Origin of the sequence: Bacillus sp. MAG717A (assembly GCF_036884855.1) — a bacterium.
Taxonomy (GTDB): Bacteria; Bacillota; Bacilli; order Bacillales; family Bacillaceae; genus Bacillus; species Bacillus safensis.
The window spans coordinates 138,006-154,277 of sequence record NZ_CP145733.1 but is presented as its reverse complement, the minus strand read 5'-3'; the positions used below and the strand labels follow the sequence as shown (position 1 = coordinate 154,277).

The following is a 16,272-nucleotide window of genomic DNA, read 5'->3' as shown; positions in this document are numbered from 1 at the left end:
TGCTTTTCATCTGAATACACTGTGCTCAGAAGAAGAAGGAACGGTCTATATCAATAATGATAATTATTATCAAAAAGAAATTATAATAATTATTAATTGAAAATTGTTCAGAACCTGTTATAATGAGTTACAGACCAATAAAAAGCTTGAAATAGCAGAAAATATAGATGGAATAAGAAACGGGCAACGATTGATAATATGAAAACGATTATCAATTAGAGAGGAGAAAACAATCATGAATGAGAATACAGCACTTTACCAAACGGCAAATCAAAAGGAATCGAAATGGTCCTTACATAAATGGGCACAGCACGGAGAATTAATTGCAGTAGGGATATCAGGGATTCTCATTTTAATTGGATGGATTCTAAAGGATGAGAGCATGTGGAGCATTTCTCTTTTCATCCTAGCATTTGTCATTGGTGGTTTTGCAAAGGCGAAAGAAGGAATTGAAGAAACGATTTCGTCTAAGACCTTGAATGTGGAACTTTTAATGATTTTCGCAGCAATAGGCTCAGCTCTGATCGGCTATTGGGCAGAAGGCGCTATTTTAATTTTTATTTTCTCACTGAGTGGTGCGCTAGAAACGTATACGTCAAATAAAAGCAAGAAAGATTTAACAGCATTAATGAGCATTGCACCAGATGAAGCAACTTTAATTGAAGAAGATGGTACGACCATTCAAATCGCCGCTTCATCATTAACGCCTGGTGACCGTATTATGATCAAAGCAGGGGAACGCATTGCAGCAGATGGTGTGATTTTAAGCGGGAGAACAAGTGTGGACGAATCTGCACTTACAGGCGAATCTGTTCCACAGGAAAAAGGGCAGGGGGAAGACGTATTTGCAGGAACAGTGAACTTAAATGGTTCCTTAACAGTGGAAGTCACTAAACATAATGAAGAAACGCTTTTCCATAAAATTATTAAACTTGTCGAATCCGCTCAAGAAAGTGTTTCGCCAAGCCAGGCATTTATTGAAAAATTCGAGGGTGCCTATGTAAAAGGTGTGCTGATCACCGTTGCGATTTTAATGGTTCTGCCTCATTTTGTACTCGGCTGGAGCATGAGTGAAACCTTCTACCGGGCAATGGTGTTTATGGTCGTTGCTTCACCTTGTGCTCTAGTCGCATCCATAATGCCAGCAGCACTGTCATTGATCTCAAATGGCGCGAGAAATGGAATGCTTGTCAAAGGAAGTGTCTTTTTAGAAAAATTAGGCACAAGCAGCATGATTGCTTTTGATAAAACGGGGACAATTACAAGCGGGACGCCAGCCGTAGAACAAGTCGTCATCGCTAAAGGGCAGGATGAATCTGCTTTTTATCAGGCACTCTATCAAATTGAGAGCCAATCAAACCATCCATTAGCGAAAGCAATTTCTGATATGGCAAAAGAGCACCAAACAGAAAGATCAGTCCATGTCACCATAGAAGAAACCTCTGGATTTGGTGTGAAAGCACAATTAAATGGGGAAACGTGGCGGATTGGGAAGAAAGACTTCGCTGGTAAGGCGTCAATCGACCGCAAGATGGAAGAGACAGGTGATGACCTTTCAGCGCAAGGATACACAGTGGTCTACGTTCAAAAGGGTGAAGAGGTTGTTGGCTGTCTTGGCCTTAAGGATCAAATCAGATCTGAAGCTAAAAAAATGATTCAAGAACTAAATGATTTAGGCATCCAAACCGTCATGCTGACAGGAGATCAGCAAAAAACGGCTGAAGCTATTGCGCAGGAAGCCGGTATCCAAACTGTTGTGGCTGAATGTCTTCCAGATGAAAAGGTACATGAGGTCAATCAATTAAAAAAACAAGGTAATTCAATCATCATGGTAGGAGACGGAATCAATGATGCGCCAGCACTCGCCTCAGCAGATGTTGGGGTTGCGATGGGCGGAGGCACAGACGTTGCCTTAGAAACAGCGGATCTCATCTTAATGAAGAACAATTTAAATAACCTAACAAAGATGATCCGTCTTTCAAGAAAAATGAATCGAATCATTAAGCAAAACATTGTTTTCTCATTAACGGTGATCTGTCTGTTAATTTGTGCGAATTTCTTACAAGTGCTTGATTTGCCTTTTGGCGTCATCGGGCATGAAGGAAGTACGATTTTGGTCATTTTAAATGGTCTGCGTCTGCTTCGTGCATCTTAATTCAATCATCAGGGCGCACTGGATCCATGCCAGTGCGCTTTTGTGCGAAATACAGCAAAAACTGATACAATAGACCAGTAGTAAAACGTGTGAGGAGGATCATGATGAACCGAATGAAGAGCTTGTCTTCCTGGCTTAAGAAAGAAGACATTCAAGGTGCATTTATACATACAAAGGAAAATGTGTTTTATCTATCTGGATACTTCACAGAGCCGCATGAAAGAGTGATGGGGCTGTTTGTGTTTCAAGAGACAGAACCATTTTTTATTTTGCCTAAAATGGAAGTTGAGCAGGCAAAAAATGCAGGATGGTCCGGCGATATCATTGGATATGAAGATCATGAGAATCCATTTGATTTCATTCAATCAGCGATAGAAAAACGAGGTGTTCATGCCGCGCGTCTTGCGATTGAAAAAGAATCGATACCGCTTCAAAGAGCAGAGCAGCTCCAAGCTGTTACCGGGGCAGAAATGTTCGTCCGGGCTGAAGATGAGCTCAATCAGCTCAGACTGATTAAAGATGAATCTGAAATTGCTACACTCAAAAAAGCGGCACAATTAGCAGATGAAGGTGTAAAAATTGGGGTTAACGCCTTAAAAGAAGGAATCACGGAGACAGAAGTTCTCGCTGTCATTGAATATGAATTAAAGAAAAAAGGCATTCAAGGTATGTCCTTTTCCACCATGGTTCTCTTTGGTGAAAAATCAGGCGAGCCTCATGGAAATCCGGGGCAGGCAGCCTTAAAGAAAGGCGATTTTGTGTTATTTGACCTTGGCGTCATTGTCGATGGATATTGCTCAGACATCACAAGAACATTTATCTATCAGGAAGCTTCTGAAAAACAAAAGGATATTTATCAAACGGTCTTAAATGCAGAAATGGCAGCACTTGAAATGAGTAAGCCCGGCGTGAGAATCGGTGATCTTGACTTAAAAGCTCGCGGGCTGATCACAGAAGCGGGATATGGTGAATATTTCCCGCATCGCCTCGGACATGGGTTAGGGGTTTCTGTTCATGAGTTTCCTTCTATGAGTCAGGCAAATGACGACCTTCTGCAAGAAGGTATGGTGTATACGATTGAACCAGGAATTTATGTTCCGGGAGTCGGCGGCGTAAGAATTGAAGATGATGTTCTTATTACGGCAGATGGTCCAGTCACCTTAACCAATTATCCGAAAGAGCTAACGATCATCAAGTAATGAAAAAATCACGATGAACGTCCAGGTCTTGGAAGCGTCATCGTGATTTTTTATCACTCTTCTCGATCCTTATCAACAAAAAAATCATCAATTGATTGAAACGGTTTGATTTTATGTTCTTTTCCTAAAGGATGTAATGCAAAACGAGCAGAAAACAAAACAGTCATACATAATATAATCCATATGATGAAACCCATCTTGAATTCCCCTTTCCATCCAGTGATTTGTTCAGCTCACATACATCTTAAAGTATGAAACGCTTACCATATCAAGAGAAAGTAGGAGAAAAAATGGCAAACATAAGGGAGATTGCGAAAAGAGCGGGCGTATCTGTGACAACCGTATCACGTGTGTTGAATGAGCATCCTTATGTTAAAGAAGAAAAAAGGGAACGTGTTCTACAAGCGATGGAGGAGCTCAAGTATACGAGAAACATTCAGGCGGTCCATTTAGCGAAGGGCTATTCGAATATGCTTGGCATCGTCCTTCCAAACATTGAACACTCTTATTTCAGCGCACTCGTCACAGGTATTGCAGAAAAAGCACAGGCGCGCGGCATGCATTTTGCTTTATTTCAAACAGGATATGATCCATTAAAAGAAAAAGAAGCGTTAATGAGTTTAAAAGAGCGCCGTGTGGATGGTTTAATATTTTGTTCAAATGCGTTAAGTGATAGGCACATTTTAAAGTGGCAGGAATCAGGACCGATTATATTTTGTCATCCTGCGCCGCACGATCATTGCTCAACCGTGTCGATTGCGCATGATCATGCATTTAAGGAGGGCCTGCATCATTTGGCGGCATGTGGACATCAACGAATTGCGATCGTTCTCGCCAGAACAGAAGGAGCAAATAGTGAGTCGCGCCTTCAGGCTTATCAAGACATGATGCAATCGCTCGGGCAGTCTATTGATAAGGAATGGATCATCGAAGGGAAGTTATCCCTGCTTGATGGGAAGCAATTATTTGCAGAATGGCAGGAAATGAAAAATCGTCCTACAGCTTTATTCATTACAAATGACGAAGTCTCTGCAGGCTTTTTATTAGAGGCACAGCGCCACGACATAAAAGTAGGAGAATCACCAGCCATACTCAGCTTTCAAAATAACCAATTGAGTGAGGCGCTAGGGATTTCCAGTATTCATATTCCCCTCAAACAAATGGGGCAGGAAGCGTTTGACTTGTTTGACCGAGCATTAAAGGGAGAGAAATCAGAAAAAAGAATGCTGCCATATCGCCTGATTGAGCGAACAACTACCGTTTTGAAAAACAATCGTTGACGCACGTTTCATCTGTTTTGTACGATAAGAGGGATTGAAAAAGAAGGAGGTGGGGATGTTCATGGAATCCTTCACCGTTGATAAAGCGTTAAATAATAATGTCATCATCGCAAGGCACCCTTCTTTGGGCGAAGTGGTTCTGATTGGGAAAGGGATTGGCTTCGGTAAAAAATCGGGGGATGTTCTCGATCAAGACGTGTTTGAAAAAATGTTTGTGTTAAAAAATACGAAGGAACAAACAGAATATAAACAACTGCTTCATCATATTGATGAGAACATGATCGAGCTTGCCAATGACGTCATTTATCATATACGAGAAAAAATGGGACAACGCTTGAATGAGCATATTCATGTTGCACTGACCGACCATATTGCGTTTAGTTTTAAGCGGGTGCAGCAAGGCTATGATATCACGAACCCTTTTATGCTTGAGACGCAATCGCTATACCCGAAAGAATACGAGGTTGCAAAGGAAGTCGTTGAACTGATTAACGAGCGGCCAGATGTCAAAACGAAGCTGCCAGAAGGGGAAATTGGCTTTATAGCGCTCCATATCCATTCAGCTTTGACGAATCGGCCTTTATCTGAGGTGAACCGTCATTCGCAGCTGATTACACAAATGGTCCAAGTCATTGAAGATTCATTTCATATGAAAGTAGACAGAGAAAGTATTCATTATTTACGCTTATTACGCCATATTACGTTTTCAATTGAGCGTATTAAACGGGGAGAATCATTAGAGGAGCCAGAAAAATTGCTTCATCTATTGAAAAATGAATATCCTTTATGCTACAATACTGCTTGGAAAATGATCAAAATTTTGCAGCATGCATTGAAAAAGCCTGTACAGGATGCTGAGGCCGTCTACCTGACACTTCATCTGTACAGATTGACAAATAAAATTTCATAGTTTCCTTGAAACGTGTAACTGATTCGATCAGGCATGAGTGACTTAAGGTAAATACAGGATAAGATCCTGTTATTTGCGCAACCTTATATCACCATGTCTTTTTTGCGTTTGAAAGTGAAATGTAAACGGTTAATTATGAAATGTACGTCAGGGAGCAGCCCAAATGTATGTTGTAAGCGAAAACAAAAGGAGGTTCAACCAGTGTTTAAATCACTTTTTGGTGTGTTGCAAAAAATTGGACGAGCTCTTATGCTTCCAGTTGCGATCCTTCCTGCTGCCGGTATTTTACTAGCGCTTGGGAATGCGATGCAAAATCCGCAACTGATTGATGTAGCTCAATTTTTAAGCAATGATACAATTCAGCTTGTTGCAAGTGTCATGGAGAATGCGGGGAACATCGTCTTCTCGAATCTTCCGCTATTATTTGCTGTAGGGGTTGCCATCGGTCTTGCTAATGGAGACGGAGTGGCAGGGATTGCCGCTATCATCGGTTACCTTGTCATGAACGTAACGATGAGTGCCGTATTAATGGCTAACGGATCTATTCCATCCGATTCAATCAAATTGGCGAAGTTCTTTAAGGAAAGCCATCCAGCATATGTGAATATGCTCGGTATACCGACCTTGTCTACCGGCGTTTTTGGCGGGATTATTGTCGGGGTATTAGCTGCTTATATGTTTAATAAATTTTACAAGATTGAGCTTCCGCAATATCTTGGTTTCTTTGCAGGTAAGCGTTTTGTTCCAATCGTCACTTCTATTTCAGCACTTATTTTAGGGCTTTTGATGCTAGTCATTTGGCCGCCAATCCAAGGTGCATTGAACTCATTTTCAACAGGACTGCTTGCAGCGAATGAGCCGCTGGCTGCCTTTGTATTCGGAGTCATTGAACGCTCATTAATTCCGTTTGGTCTGCACCACATATTCTACGCACCATTCTGGTATGAATTTTTTAGCTATAAGAGCTTATCAGGAGATATTATCCGTGGTGACCAGCGTATTTTCATGGCGCAAATCAAAGATGGTGTTCAGCTGACAGCTGGTACATTCATGACAGGGAAATATCCATTCATGATGTTTGGTCTTCCAGCAGCAGCTCTTGCGATTTACCATGAAGCAAAACCAAAGAATAAAAAGCTTGTAGCAGGAATTATGGGATCAGCGGCCCTTACTTCTTTCCTAACAGGGATCACTGAACCGCTTGAATTCTCATTCTTGTTTGTAGCACCGATATTATTTGCGATTCACTGTGTATTTGCTGGATTATCCTTTATGATAATGGATATTCTAAACGTGAAAATCGGGATGACCTTCTCAGGAGGGTTAATCGACTTCTTCCTATTTGGTATCCTGCCGAATAGAACCGCTTGGTGGCTTGTCATTCCAGTAGGTCTCGTACTTGCTGTCATTTACTACTTCGGATTTAGATTCGCCATTCGCAAATTTAATCTGAAAACGCCAGGCCGCGAGGATGAAGCAGCAGACGGAGCAAGTGAGGCGAAGTCTGAAAAAGGGAATGACTTGCCTTATGAAATCCTTGAAGCAATGGGTGATCAAGAAAACATTAAGCACCTTGATGCTTGTATCACGCGTTTACGTGTTACTGTCAATGATCAGAAGAAAGTGGACAAAGACCGATTGAAAAAGCTTGGCGCTTCTGGTGTTCTCGAAGTAGGGAACAACATCCAGGCAATTTTCGGCCCGCGTTCTGATAATTTAAAAACACAAATGCAGGATATCATTGCAGGCCGCACGCCTCGTCCAGCGAAAGACCCTTCTGCAAAAGAAGAAGTCAGCCAGCAGGTCGAAGAAGTCATTGCAAAGCCGCTTCAAAATGAGCAAGGGGAAGAAATTTTTGCTTCACCAATTACAGGGGAGCTTCATCCAATTACAGATGTACCAGATCAAGTATTCTCAGGGAAAATGATGGGTGACGGTTTCGCTATCTTACCAACAGAAGGAACGGTTGTTTCACCGGTAAGAGGGAAGATCTTAAATGTGTTCCCGACGAAACACGCCATTGGCCTGCAATCTGACGGTGGACTTGAAATTTTAATCCACTTCGGAATTGATACGGTCGGCCTCAAAGGAGAAGGATTTGAAGCATTTGTACAAGAGGGAGATCAAGTAGAAATCGGTCAAAAACTTTTAGAGGTTGATATTGATAAAATTAAGTCTGAAGTACCATCTTTGATGACACCAATTGTATTTACCAACTTAAGTGAAGGACAATTTATTGACCTTCAAGAATCCGGTGAAATCAAAGCTGGACAAGAAAACATCATGAAAATTTCAAAATAATTTTCATAACTGCCGTTCTTGTTAGATGACAAGCTCGGCAGTATGATATAATATTGTGGATGTATTAATTGTATAAAAAGGAGATTGATAAAAATGGCTCAACAAACATTCAAAGTAACTGCAGATTCTGGAATTCACGCACGTCCTGCAACAGTTCTTGTACAAACTGCTAGTAAATATGATGCTGATATCAACTTAGAATATAATGGTAAAACAGTGAACCTGAAATCTATTATGGGTGTAATGTCTCTAGGAATTGCGAAAGGTGCTACAATCACAATCTCTGCTTCTGGTTCTGATGAAAATGATGCACTTGCTGCGCTTAAAGACACAATGAAAAGTGAAGGCCTAGGCGAGTAATGCAACAACTGAAAGGAATCGGTGCTTCAGCAGGCGTTGCAATTGCAAAAGCGTATCGTCTGGAAGAACCAGATTTAACAGTTCACCAAAAAGACATCAACGATCCAGAGACAGAAGTGAAGCGTTTTGAAGAAGCAATTCATGTTTCTAAACAAGAACTTGAAGCAATTAAAGAACATGCGCTAAAAGAGCTTGGCCAAGACAAAGCAGATATCTTTTCTGCCCACCTTCTTGTGTTAAGTGATCCTGAACTGCTTAACCCAGTAAAGGATAAAATTAGTGCTGACAAAGTAAATGCTGAATTTGCTTTAAAAGAAACAGCGACGATGTTTGTTACAATGTTCGAAGCAATGGACAATGAATACATGAAGGAACGTGCAGCGGATATTCGCGACGTCACAAAACGTGTTATTGGACATTTGCTAGGCGTTGACATTCCAAATCCAAGCATGATTTCTGAAGAAGTCATCATCATAGCTGAAGATTTAACACCTTCTGATACTGCTCAGCTGAACAGACAATTTGTTAAAGGCTTTGCGACAGATATCGGCGGTCGTACTTCTCACTCAGCGATCATGGCGAGATCTATGGAGATTCCAGCAGTTGTTGGGACAAAAGAAGCAACAAAAACGGTGAAAAACGATGATCTGATCATTGTGGATGGTATTACTGGAGACGTCATCATTCAGCCTTCTGAAGATGAAGTGAAAGCGTATCAAAAAAAGCATGAAGACTACTTAGCTCAAAAAGCGGAATGGGCGAAACTTGTTGACCAGCCAACGGTTACAAAAGACGGCGTTCACGTAGAGCTAGCTGCAAATATCGGAACACCTGAAGATGTAAAAGGTGTACTTGATAATGGCGGCGAAGCAGTCGGATTGTACCGTACTGAATTTTTATACATGGGCAGAGACCAGCTTCCTACAGAAGAAGAGCAGTTCGATGCGTATAAAACCGTTTTAGAGAAGATGGAAGGGAAAGCAGTGGTTGTCCGCACACTAGATATTGGTGGCGATAAAGAACTTCCATACTTGCAGCTTCCAAAAGAAATGAACCCGTTCCTTGGCTATAGAGCTATTCGCCTTTGCCTGGAAGAGCAGGAGATTTTCAGAACTCAACTACGCGCCTTACTTCGTGCAAGTACATATGGAAACTTGAAAATCATGTTCCCTATGATTGCGACATTATCAGAATTTAGAGAAGCAAAAGCCATTTTACTTGAAGAAAAAGAAGCATTGGTTGCCGCCGGTACAGACGTTTCTGATTCCATTGAAATCGGAATGATGGTAGAAATTCCATCAACGGCTGTCATCGCAGACCAATTTGCAAAAGAAGTAGATTTCTTCAGTATTGGAACGAATGATTTGATTCAATACACAATGGCTGCTGATCGAATGAACGAACGAGTGTCTTATCTTTACCAGCCTTACAACCCAGCGATTTTACGTCTCATTACGCTTGTGATTGAAGCAGCGCATAAAGAGGGTAAATGGGTCGGCATGTGCGGTGAGATGGCAGGAGATGAAATCGCAATCCCGCTTCTACTTGGATTAGGATTAGATGAATTCTCAATGAGTGCAACATCCATTCTTCCAGCTAGAACACAGCTAAGCAAGCTATCTAAGGAAGAAGCTGCATCATTTAAAGAGCATATTTTATCACTTAGCACAACAGAAGAAGTGGTTGATTTCGTCAAGAAAACATTTCAACAGAACTAAGTGAATGAAAACCAGACAGGTGAAACTGTCTGGTTTTTTTGTCGAATTTTATCATATTGAGTCATATTGGGCAGTGAGAAGGGCACCCTATAATTAAAAAATGGAGGTGACCAGATTGCCTTTCTCAGACTATAAACCGGGTGATCAAGTATATGTCATTTATCGAAATCCACATGCTGCAAACGTAGCACAAATTAAAGAAGCAGAAATTGTTTCACATCCATACAACGAAGAAGAGCTTGCCCTATTTTTACTTGAAACGTATCATCCACTAGCTCCCGATGATGCTGTTTTTCCAACATATGAAGAAGCAGAAGCTCTTTATCAAGACTTGTTTGAATAAGGGAGATTTTAGAAAGGATAAAAGCCATCCTGTGCGGTTAAAGTAACGGTATGAAAACCTTAAAGGTAAGGATGTGCTTAATATGATCAAACCTTTCGTTCCTCAGCTTGTTTACATTGAACCACGGGCGTTAGAGTACCCGTTAGGACGAGAGCTGAAGGAAAAGTTCGAGGGTATGGGAATCGAAATAAGAGAAACGACCTCACACAACCAGGTAAGAAATATTCCGGGAAAAAATGACTTGCAAAAGTATCGTAATGCGAAGTCAACGCTTGTCATTGGTGTGAGAAAGACATTGAAGTTTGACTCGTCTAAACCATCTGCAGAGTATGCGATCCCATTTGCAACAGGATGTATGGGACATTGTCATTATTGCTATTTGCAAACAACAATGGGAAGTAAGCCGTACATTCGAACGTACGTCAATGTAGAAGAAATATTAGATCAGGCTGAGCAGTACATGAACGAGCGAGCACCTGATATCACAAGATTTGAAGCATCTTGTACTTCAGACATCGTAGGAATTGACCATTTGACACATACCCTCAAACGAGCGATTGAATACTTCGGGCAGACTGACTTAGGAAAGCTTCGCTTTGTCACGAAATTCCATCATGTTGATCATCTGTTAGATGCAAAGCATAATGGCCGGACAAGATTCCGTTTTAGTATCAATGCCGACTACGTTATTAAATATTTTGAGCCTGGAACATCACCGCTTGATCAGCGGATTGAAGCGGCTGTAAAGGTCGCTAAGGCAGGCTATCCTCTTGGGTTTATTATTGCTCCCATCTACATCCATGAAGGCTGGCAGGAAGGATATAAAGTTCTATTTGAAAAGCTCGATGCAGCCCTTCCTGAAGATGTGAGAAACGATATCACCTTTGAGATGATTCAGCACCGCTTTACAAAGCCCGCAAAGCGTGTGATTCAAAAAAACTACCCGAAATCAAAATTAGAATTAGATGAAGAAAAAAGAAGATACAAGTGGGGTAGATATGGGATTGGAAAATATATCTACCAAAAAGATGAGGAACAAGAACTAAGAGAGACGTTAGAATCATATATTGATCAGTACTTTCCATCTGCAAAAATTGAATATTTTACTTGAAACAACTTGAAACAAGCCTTAACGGCTTGTTTTTTCTATTTAAATTTTCTTACAACTATTGAATGCGCTACCGATTTTGCCGATATATAAAATAAGGAATGAAAGTAGGATGTAGGGGTGAGGAGATGTTTAAGAAACTTCAAGTGAGAATAGCTGTTTTCATCTCAGTTATTTTAATTTTAACCGTTGTGGCTGTTCAAGTGGGATCCAATTTAGTATTAACACCACTAATTGAACGAGATGCAAAAACCACCGCAGCAGCAACTGCAGAAAGCATGAAAGACATCATTACAGAAAAGCTTGATAATTATGGCAATACTATTAATAAACTCGCAACAAGTAAAATGACTGAAGAATTTGCGCAAAAACAAACAAAACAAACATTGGCTTTTGAAAACGATGAACTAAAAAACCTGCAGGAACAGGATAAACTCATATCGTTTGCCTATATTGGAACAAGTGACGGCAAAATTTTTGGCTTCCCAGAGTTCGATCTTGGCGAAGGGTATGATCCATCTAAACAAGGTTGGTTTAAACAAGCAGCCGAAAAGCCTGATCAGGTCGTTTGGACAGATCCATATATTGATGAAGCAACGAAAAAAATGATTGTCTCAGCCACGAAGGCGATTGTGAAAAATGGAAAGGTTATTGGGGTCGCTGGACTTGATTTGAAGCTAACCTCGATTCAATCCTATATAAATGAGCAAGAGATTCCTTATAAGGGAACCGCTTTTTTAGTTGATGGCAAAGGGACCATTTTGGCGCATCCAACAGAGCAAGGAAAAAATATATCCAAGGTCGCTTCTGTGAAAAAAGCGATCGACAACTCAGGTATTGATGACAGTAAAGAACTGACGGTCACATCTAAAATCAAAGAAGCCAATTGGACGGTTGGTGTCAGCTTTGAGAAAAAGAAACTGCTTTGGGTCACAGAACAAATGAATCAGACAAGTATCATTATATCCGTCATTGCCATTATTCTTGCGATGATTCTCAGTTTCTTACTGGCAAGAAGCATTACAACACCAATCAAGCGTTTAATAGAACATGCTCGTAAGGTGTCAGAAGGAGATTTAACAAGCACGCTTGAAGCGAAGTCCCAAGATGAAATTGGTTTCCTCACGAAAAGCTTTAATCAAATGACCGAGGACATCAGGGAGTTAATTGAAAAAGTGAAAGGGGCTTCAGATCAAGTTGTGGAATCAGCGGATGAAGTGACCCAAATTTCAAATGAGACCTTGCTTTCTAGCGAACAGATTGCAACGGCCATTCAAGAGGTGGCCACAGGGGCGTCTAAGCAGGCATCAGATGCAGAAACGATTAATGAGAAATCAGAGCAATTGTATGAGAAAGTGCGCCATATGGGTGAGCTCGCCACACAAATGCAAACCAACTCAAAATCATCGGAAGATGCAAGCTATAAAGGACTTGATGCACTTGGTGTGCTCGTCCAAAAATCAACACAAGCGAGCGATGAATCGAAAAAGGTTGAGCAAATGCTGCTGGATCTTGAGCATAAAACGAAAAATATTGAAAACGTCGTAACTGCCATCTCTGAAATCTCTGATCAAACGAATTTACTTGCACTGAATGCAAGTATTGAAGCGGCGAGAGCAGGAGAAAGCGGACGAGGATTTGCTGTAGTTGCAGAAGAAGTCAGAAAGCTTGCTGAACAATCTGCGCAGTCAACAAAACACATTAGTGAAACCGTCAAACTCATTCAAGATGAATCGAAGAAAGCGGCGGAAGCAATGACAGCAGCAAGTAGAATGAATGAGGAACAAGGTGATGCCATTAATGCAACAGGTGAGGCACTCAGCAGCATCACAATGGAAATGCAGGCACTTGTCGGTTCAATCGACAGCATTCATACACAGATCAATGAAATGACAGAAGAACAGCAGAAGATGAGTGAATCCATTCAAAGTATTGCTGCTATTTCAGAAGAATCTGCTGCCTCAGCTGAGGAAGTGCATGCGTCTACAGATGAACAAGTTCAAGCGTTAGAAAGAACGAAAACCTCAACTGAAATGCTAAACGAATCAAGCCAGGCACTGCGTCAGGCGGTTGACCGATTTAAGGTGTGATTCGCGGAAAGGGACCTTGCGACGTGAGCAAGGTTCTTTTTGTATGATAAAATGAACGAGAGGAGGTGCTTACATGGATGTCAAACTAACTGGAAAAAAAGCATTGGTCGCTGCAAGCAGTCAAGGTATCGGAAAAGCGATTGCCTTTGCTCTAGCAAAAGAGGGAGCGGATGTAATGCTCTCGGGACGACATGAACAAACGCTGAAAGAAACAGTCAATGAGCTGTCTCCATTTGCCAAAGGACAGCTGACTTATCAAGTATGTGACGTATCTGACGCCAGGCAAATTAAGGCGCTTGTTCAAGCGGCGGCTGGCGATGAGCAGCGTCTAGACATTCTTGTGAACAATACAGGCGGACCTAAAACAGGAACGCTTGACACCTTAACAGATGAAGATTGGATCGAATCATTTCAACTTCATTTACTCAGCTATATTCGATTATTAAAAGAGGCATTACCTTATTTGAAAAAACGTGGTGCACGTGTGTTAAACATTGCGTCAATGTCAGTGAAAGAACCGATCCCAGGCTTGATGCTGTCGAATACATTTAGACCAGCTATAGCCGGCTGGACAAAAACAGCCGCTCAGGAGATGGCAAAGGATGGTATTTTGATCAATACGTTAGCACCCGGAAAAATTGAAACAGACCGCGTCAAACAGCTGGAAAAGCACCGCGCACAAAGAGAGAATCGAACGGTTGAAGAAATCAAAGCACAGGCTGAACAAGCGATCCCGCTTGGCCGCTATGGACAGCCAGAGGAATTTGCAGCATATGCAGCTTTTCTTTTATCTGAAGCCAATACATATATGACAGGTCAAACACTGATCATTGATGGTGGCTTGACAAAGTCTCTTTAAGGAGGAACAAGTGATGGCACAAATCAAAACAGTTGGTTTTATAGGAATCGGTGTAATGGGGCGCAGTATGGCAGGACATTTAATGGATGCAGGCTATGAAGTGATCGTTTATACAAGAACGAAAGCAAAAGCAGATGCATTGATTCAAAAAGGAGCATCATGGAAGCCGGCAGTAAAGGACATTGCAGAAAGTGCAGATGCCGTCATCACAATGGTGGGATATCCATCGGATGTAGAAGAGATCTATTTAGGTGAAGATGGGCTTGTGGCACATGCGGCGCCTGGAACATATCTCATTGATATGACGACCTCGAAGCCTCAGCTTGCAAAAGAAATTGAGTTGAAAGCGAAGGAAAGAGGTGTATTTGCATTAGATGCACCTGTATCAGGCGGAGACATAGGCGCTCAAAATGGCACGCTGGCCATTATGATCGGCGGAGAAAGGTCTGCCTATGAAGCCTGCCTGCCGGTATTTGAGCAAATGGGTGAAAACATTCAATATCAAGGACCGGCAGGAAGCGGTCAGCATACAAAAATGTGTAACCAAATTGCCATCGCAGCAGGGATGGTCGGTGTCGCAGAGGCAATGGCCTATGCCGAAAAATCAGGGCTTGATCCAGAGCAGGTGCTCAAAAGCATCACAACAGGTGCAGCCGGCAGCTGGTCTTTGTCAAATCTTGCACCAAGAATGCTAAAAGGCGATTTCGAACCAGGGTTTTATGTGAAGCATTTTATCAAGGATATGGGCATTGCACTTGAAGAAGCAGAGCTGATGGGGGAAGAAATGCCAGGGCTCTCACTTGCGAAGTCACTTTATGAAAAGCTGAGCGAACAGGGCGAAGAAAACAGCGGGACACAGAGCATCTATAAATTATGGGTCAAATAAAAAACTGCCCCGCCTATATGGAACAGTTTGCAGCGTGTAAACAAGCCCTCGCATTGCTGAAAAAGTAGACAAATTAAAAACCTGTCCCAAATAAGGACAGGTTTTTTTGATATTATTTTCCGATGAATTGCTGCGTCCAGTAGTTGCCAGATTTCACATAACCAACACCGATATGTGTATAGCTTTTGTTTAAAATGTTCGCTCTGTGGCCTTCACTGTTCATCCATGCTGTCACAACTTCTTGAGGAGATCTTTGACCTTGGGCAATGTTCTCACCTGCTGATTTGTAAGTGATACCGAATTGCTTCATTTGATCAAATGGAGATCCATAAGTTGGGCTTGTATGAGAGAAATAGTTTTTATCTTTCATATCTTGAGATTTTGCGCGAGCAGATTTGCTTAATTTAGAATCAACAGAAAGTGCCTTTAAACCTTGCTTTGCACGCTCTTTATTTGTAAGCTCGACCACTTCTTTTTCAAATGCATTTAAGCTGCTGTCTGCTTTTGATGCATTTGTGTCTTTTTGGTCAGCTTTTGTGTTGCTATTGCTGTTTGTGTTTTCTTTTGCTGGAGTGCTTGGTTTAGAAGCAGTTGGTTTTTTCACTGATTCTTGTTTTTGTTCTTGTTTTGCTTTGTTTACTTCTTTTACTACTTTTGTTCCAGTAACAGGTTGACCGCTTTTGATCAGCTTGTTTAATAGAGCTTCGATCTCTTTTTGATTTGACTTGCTTAGCTTGTTTACATCTGAAGAGATATGTAATTTTGCTGCTAATGTATGAAGATCAATGGCTTGATGCTGTACGTTTATCACTTGTTTCAGGTTAAGCTCCTTCGCATCAGCTGAATGTCCTCCAGTGAATGTGATGAGTGCAGCAGCTGTCAGCGCTGAAAAAAAGAATGATTTCTTCTTCATATTGTAACTCCTCCTAAAATCTTTGTTTTGTTTTCTCACAAAAAATCATACCATGGACTTTTTGTTATAAACGTACCAGCATCCTCCATTGACAATGCCAGTTTGTCATTTTTGTTAAAGTCATAGTAAGAGCCTCTTCATATCAAAGGA

General features: G+C 41.4%; 14 protein-coding genes. 12 read left to right on the top strand and 2 right to left on the bottom strand.

Translation table 11 applies throughout. The features are described 5' to 3' along the window. Positions 1 to 235: 235 nt before the first annotated feature. Together V6Z54_RS00785 and V6Z54_RS00780 are read left to right on the top strand one after the other, a co-directional pair. Positions 236 to 2,155, top strand: coding sequence for a heavy metal translocating P-type ATPase (locus V6Z54_RS00785; protein WP_338527603.1), 1,920 nt, complete (start codon positions 236 to 238; stop codon positions 2,153 to 2,155). A gap of 104 nt (positions 2,156 to 2,259) precedes the next feature. Beyond that, positions 2,260 to 3,354 (top strand): Xaa-Pro peptidase family protein, encoded by a 1,095-nt coding sequence (locus tag V6Z54_RS00780; protein ID WP_073979420.1) that lies wholly within the window; start codon positions 2,260 to 2,262, stop codon positions 3,352 to 3,354. 53 nt (positions 3,355 to 3,407) lie between these two features. Here V6Z54_RS00780 and V6Z54_RS00775 read toward each other — a convergent pair whose 3' ends face one another. Beyond that, on the bottom strand, positions 3,408 to 3,551 hold the full coding sequence (locus V6Z54_RS00775; protein ID WP_162842493.1) for a hypothetical protein: 144 nt from the start codon (positions 3,549 to 3,551) through the stop codon (positions 3,408 to 3,410). Between the two features lie 93 nt (positions 3,552 to 3,644). Here V6Z54_RS00775 and V6Z54_RS00770 point away from each other — a divergent pair, with 93 nt between their 5' ends. From V6Z54_RS00770 to V6Z54_RS00725, 10 genes are all read left to right on the top strand, one after another. Beyond that, entirely contained in the window at positions 3,645 to 4,634 is a 990-nt protein-coding gene (locus tag V6Z54_RS00770; protein ID WP_073979421.1) for a LacI family DNA-binding transcriptional regulator, read from the top strand. Between the two features lie 55 nt (positions 4,635 to 4,689). Continuing rightward, positions 4,690 to 5,544, top strand: a complete 855-nt coding sequence (locus tag V6Z54_RS00765; protein WP_039178106.1) for a transcription antiterminator — start codon at positions 4,690 to 4,692, stop codon at positions 5,542 to 5,544. A gap of 201 nt (positions 5,545 to 5,745) precedes the next feature. Beyond that, the gene (gene ptsG, locus V6Z54_RS00760) at positions 5,746 to 7,845 is read left to right on the top strand and encodes a glucose-specific PTS transporter subunit IIBC (protein WP_041085010.1); all 2,100 of its coding nucleotides are present in this window, start codon (positions 5,746 to 5,748) and stop codon (positions 7,843 to 7,845) included. 93 nt (positions 7,846 to 7,938) lie between these two features. After that, positions 7,939 to 8,205 carry a phosphocarrier protein HPr gene (locus V6Z54_RS00755; protein ID WP_003211078.1) on the top strand — a complete coding sequence of 89 codons (267 nt, stop codon included), beginning with the start codon at positions 7,939 to 7,941 and terminating at the stop codon, positions 8,203 to 8,205. After that, positions 8,205 to 9,923 carry a phosphoenolpyruvate--protein phosphotransferase gene (gene ptsP, locus V6Z54_RS00750; RefSeq protein WP_041085009.1) on the top strand — a complete coding sequence of 573 codons (1,719 nt, stop codon included), beginning with the start codon at positions 8,205 to 8,207 and terminating at the stop codon, positions 9,921 to 9,923. Before V6Z54_RS00755 ends, ptsP begins: the two co-directional genes overlap by 1 nt. A gap of 100 nt (positions 9,924 to 10,023) precedes the next feature. Beyond that, positions 10,024 to 10,266, top strand: coding sequence for a transcriptional regulator SplA domain-containing protein (locus V6Z54_RS00745; RefSeq protein ID WP_044331928.1), 243 nt, complete (start codon positions 10,024 to 10,026; stop codon positions 10,264 to 10,266). An 82-nt stretch (positions 10,267 to 10,348) separates the two neighbouring features. After that, positions 10,349 to 11,377 carry a spore photoproduct lyase gene (gene splB / locus V6Z54_RS00740; RefSeq protein WP_041085008.1) on the top strand — a complete coding sequence of 343 codons (1,029 nt, stop codon included), beginning with the start codon at positions 10,349 to 10,351 and terminating at the stop codon, positions 11,375 to 11,377. A gap of 125 nt (positions 11,378 to 11,502) precedes the next feature. After that, positions 11,503 to 13,464, top strand: coding sequence for a methyl-accepting chemotaxis protein (locus V6Z54_RS00735; protein WP_269103706.1), 1,962 nt, complete (start codon positions 11,503 to 11,505; stop codon positions 13,462 to 13,464). Between the two features lie 73 nt (positions 13,465 to 13,537). Further along, positions 13,538 to 14,323 carry an SDR family oxidoreductase gene (locus V6Z54_RS00730; RefSeq protein ID WP_338527602.1) on the top strand — a complete coding sequence of 262 codons (786 nt, stop codon included), beginning with the start codon at positions 13,538 to 13,540 and terminating at the stop codon, positions 14,321 to 14,323. Positions 14,324 to 14,336: 13 nt separating this feature from the next. After that, positions 14,337 to 15,209: an NAD(P)-dependent oxidoreductase gene (locus V6Z54_RS00725; RefSeq protein ID WP_305960404.1), complete on the top strand. Its 873-nt coding sequence runs from the start codon at positions 14,337 to 14,339 to the stop codon at positions 15,207 to 15,209. A gap of 112 nt (positions 15,210 to 15,321) precedes the next feature. Here V6Z54_RS00725 and V6Z54_RS00720 read toward each other — a convergent pair whose 3' ends face one another. Beyond that, positions 15,322 to 16,122, bottom strand: a complete 801-nt coding sequence (locus V6Z54_RS00720) for a CAP domain-containing protein (protein WP_039178119.1) — start codon at positions 16,120 to 16,122, stop codon at positions 15,322 to 15,324. Positions 16,123 to 16,272: the final 150 nt, after the last annotated feature.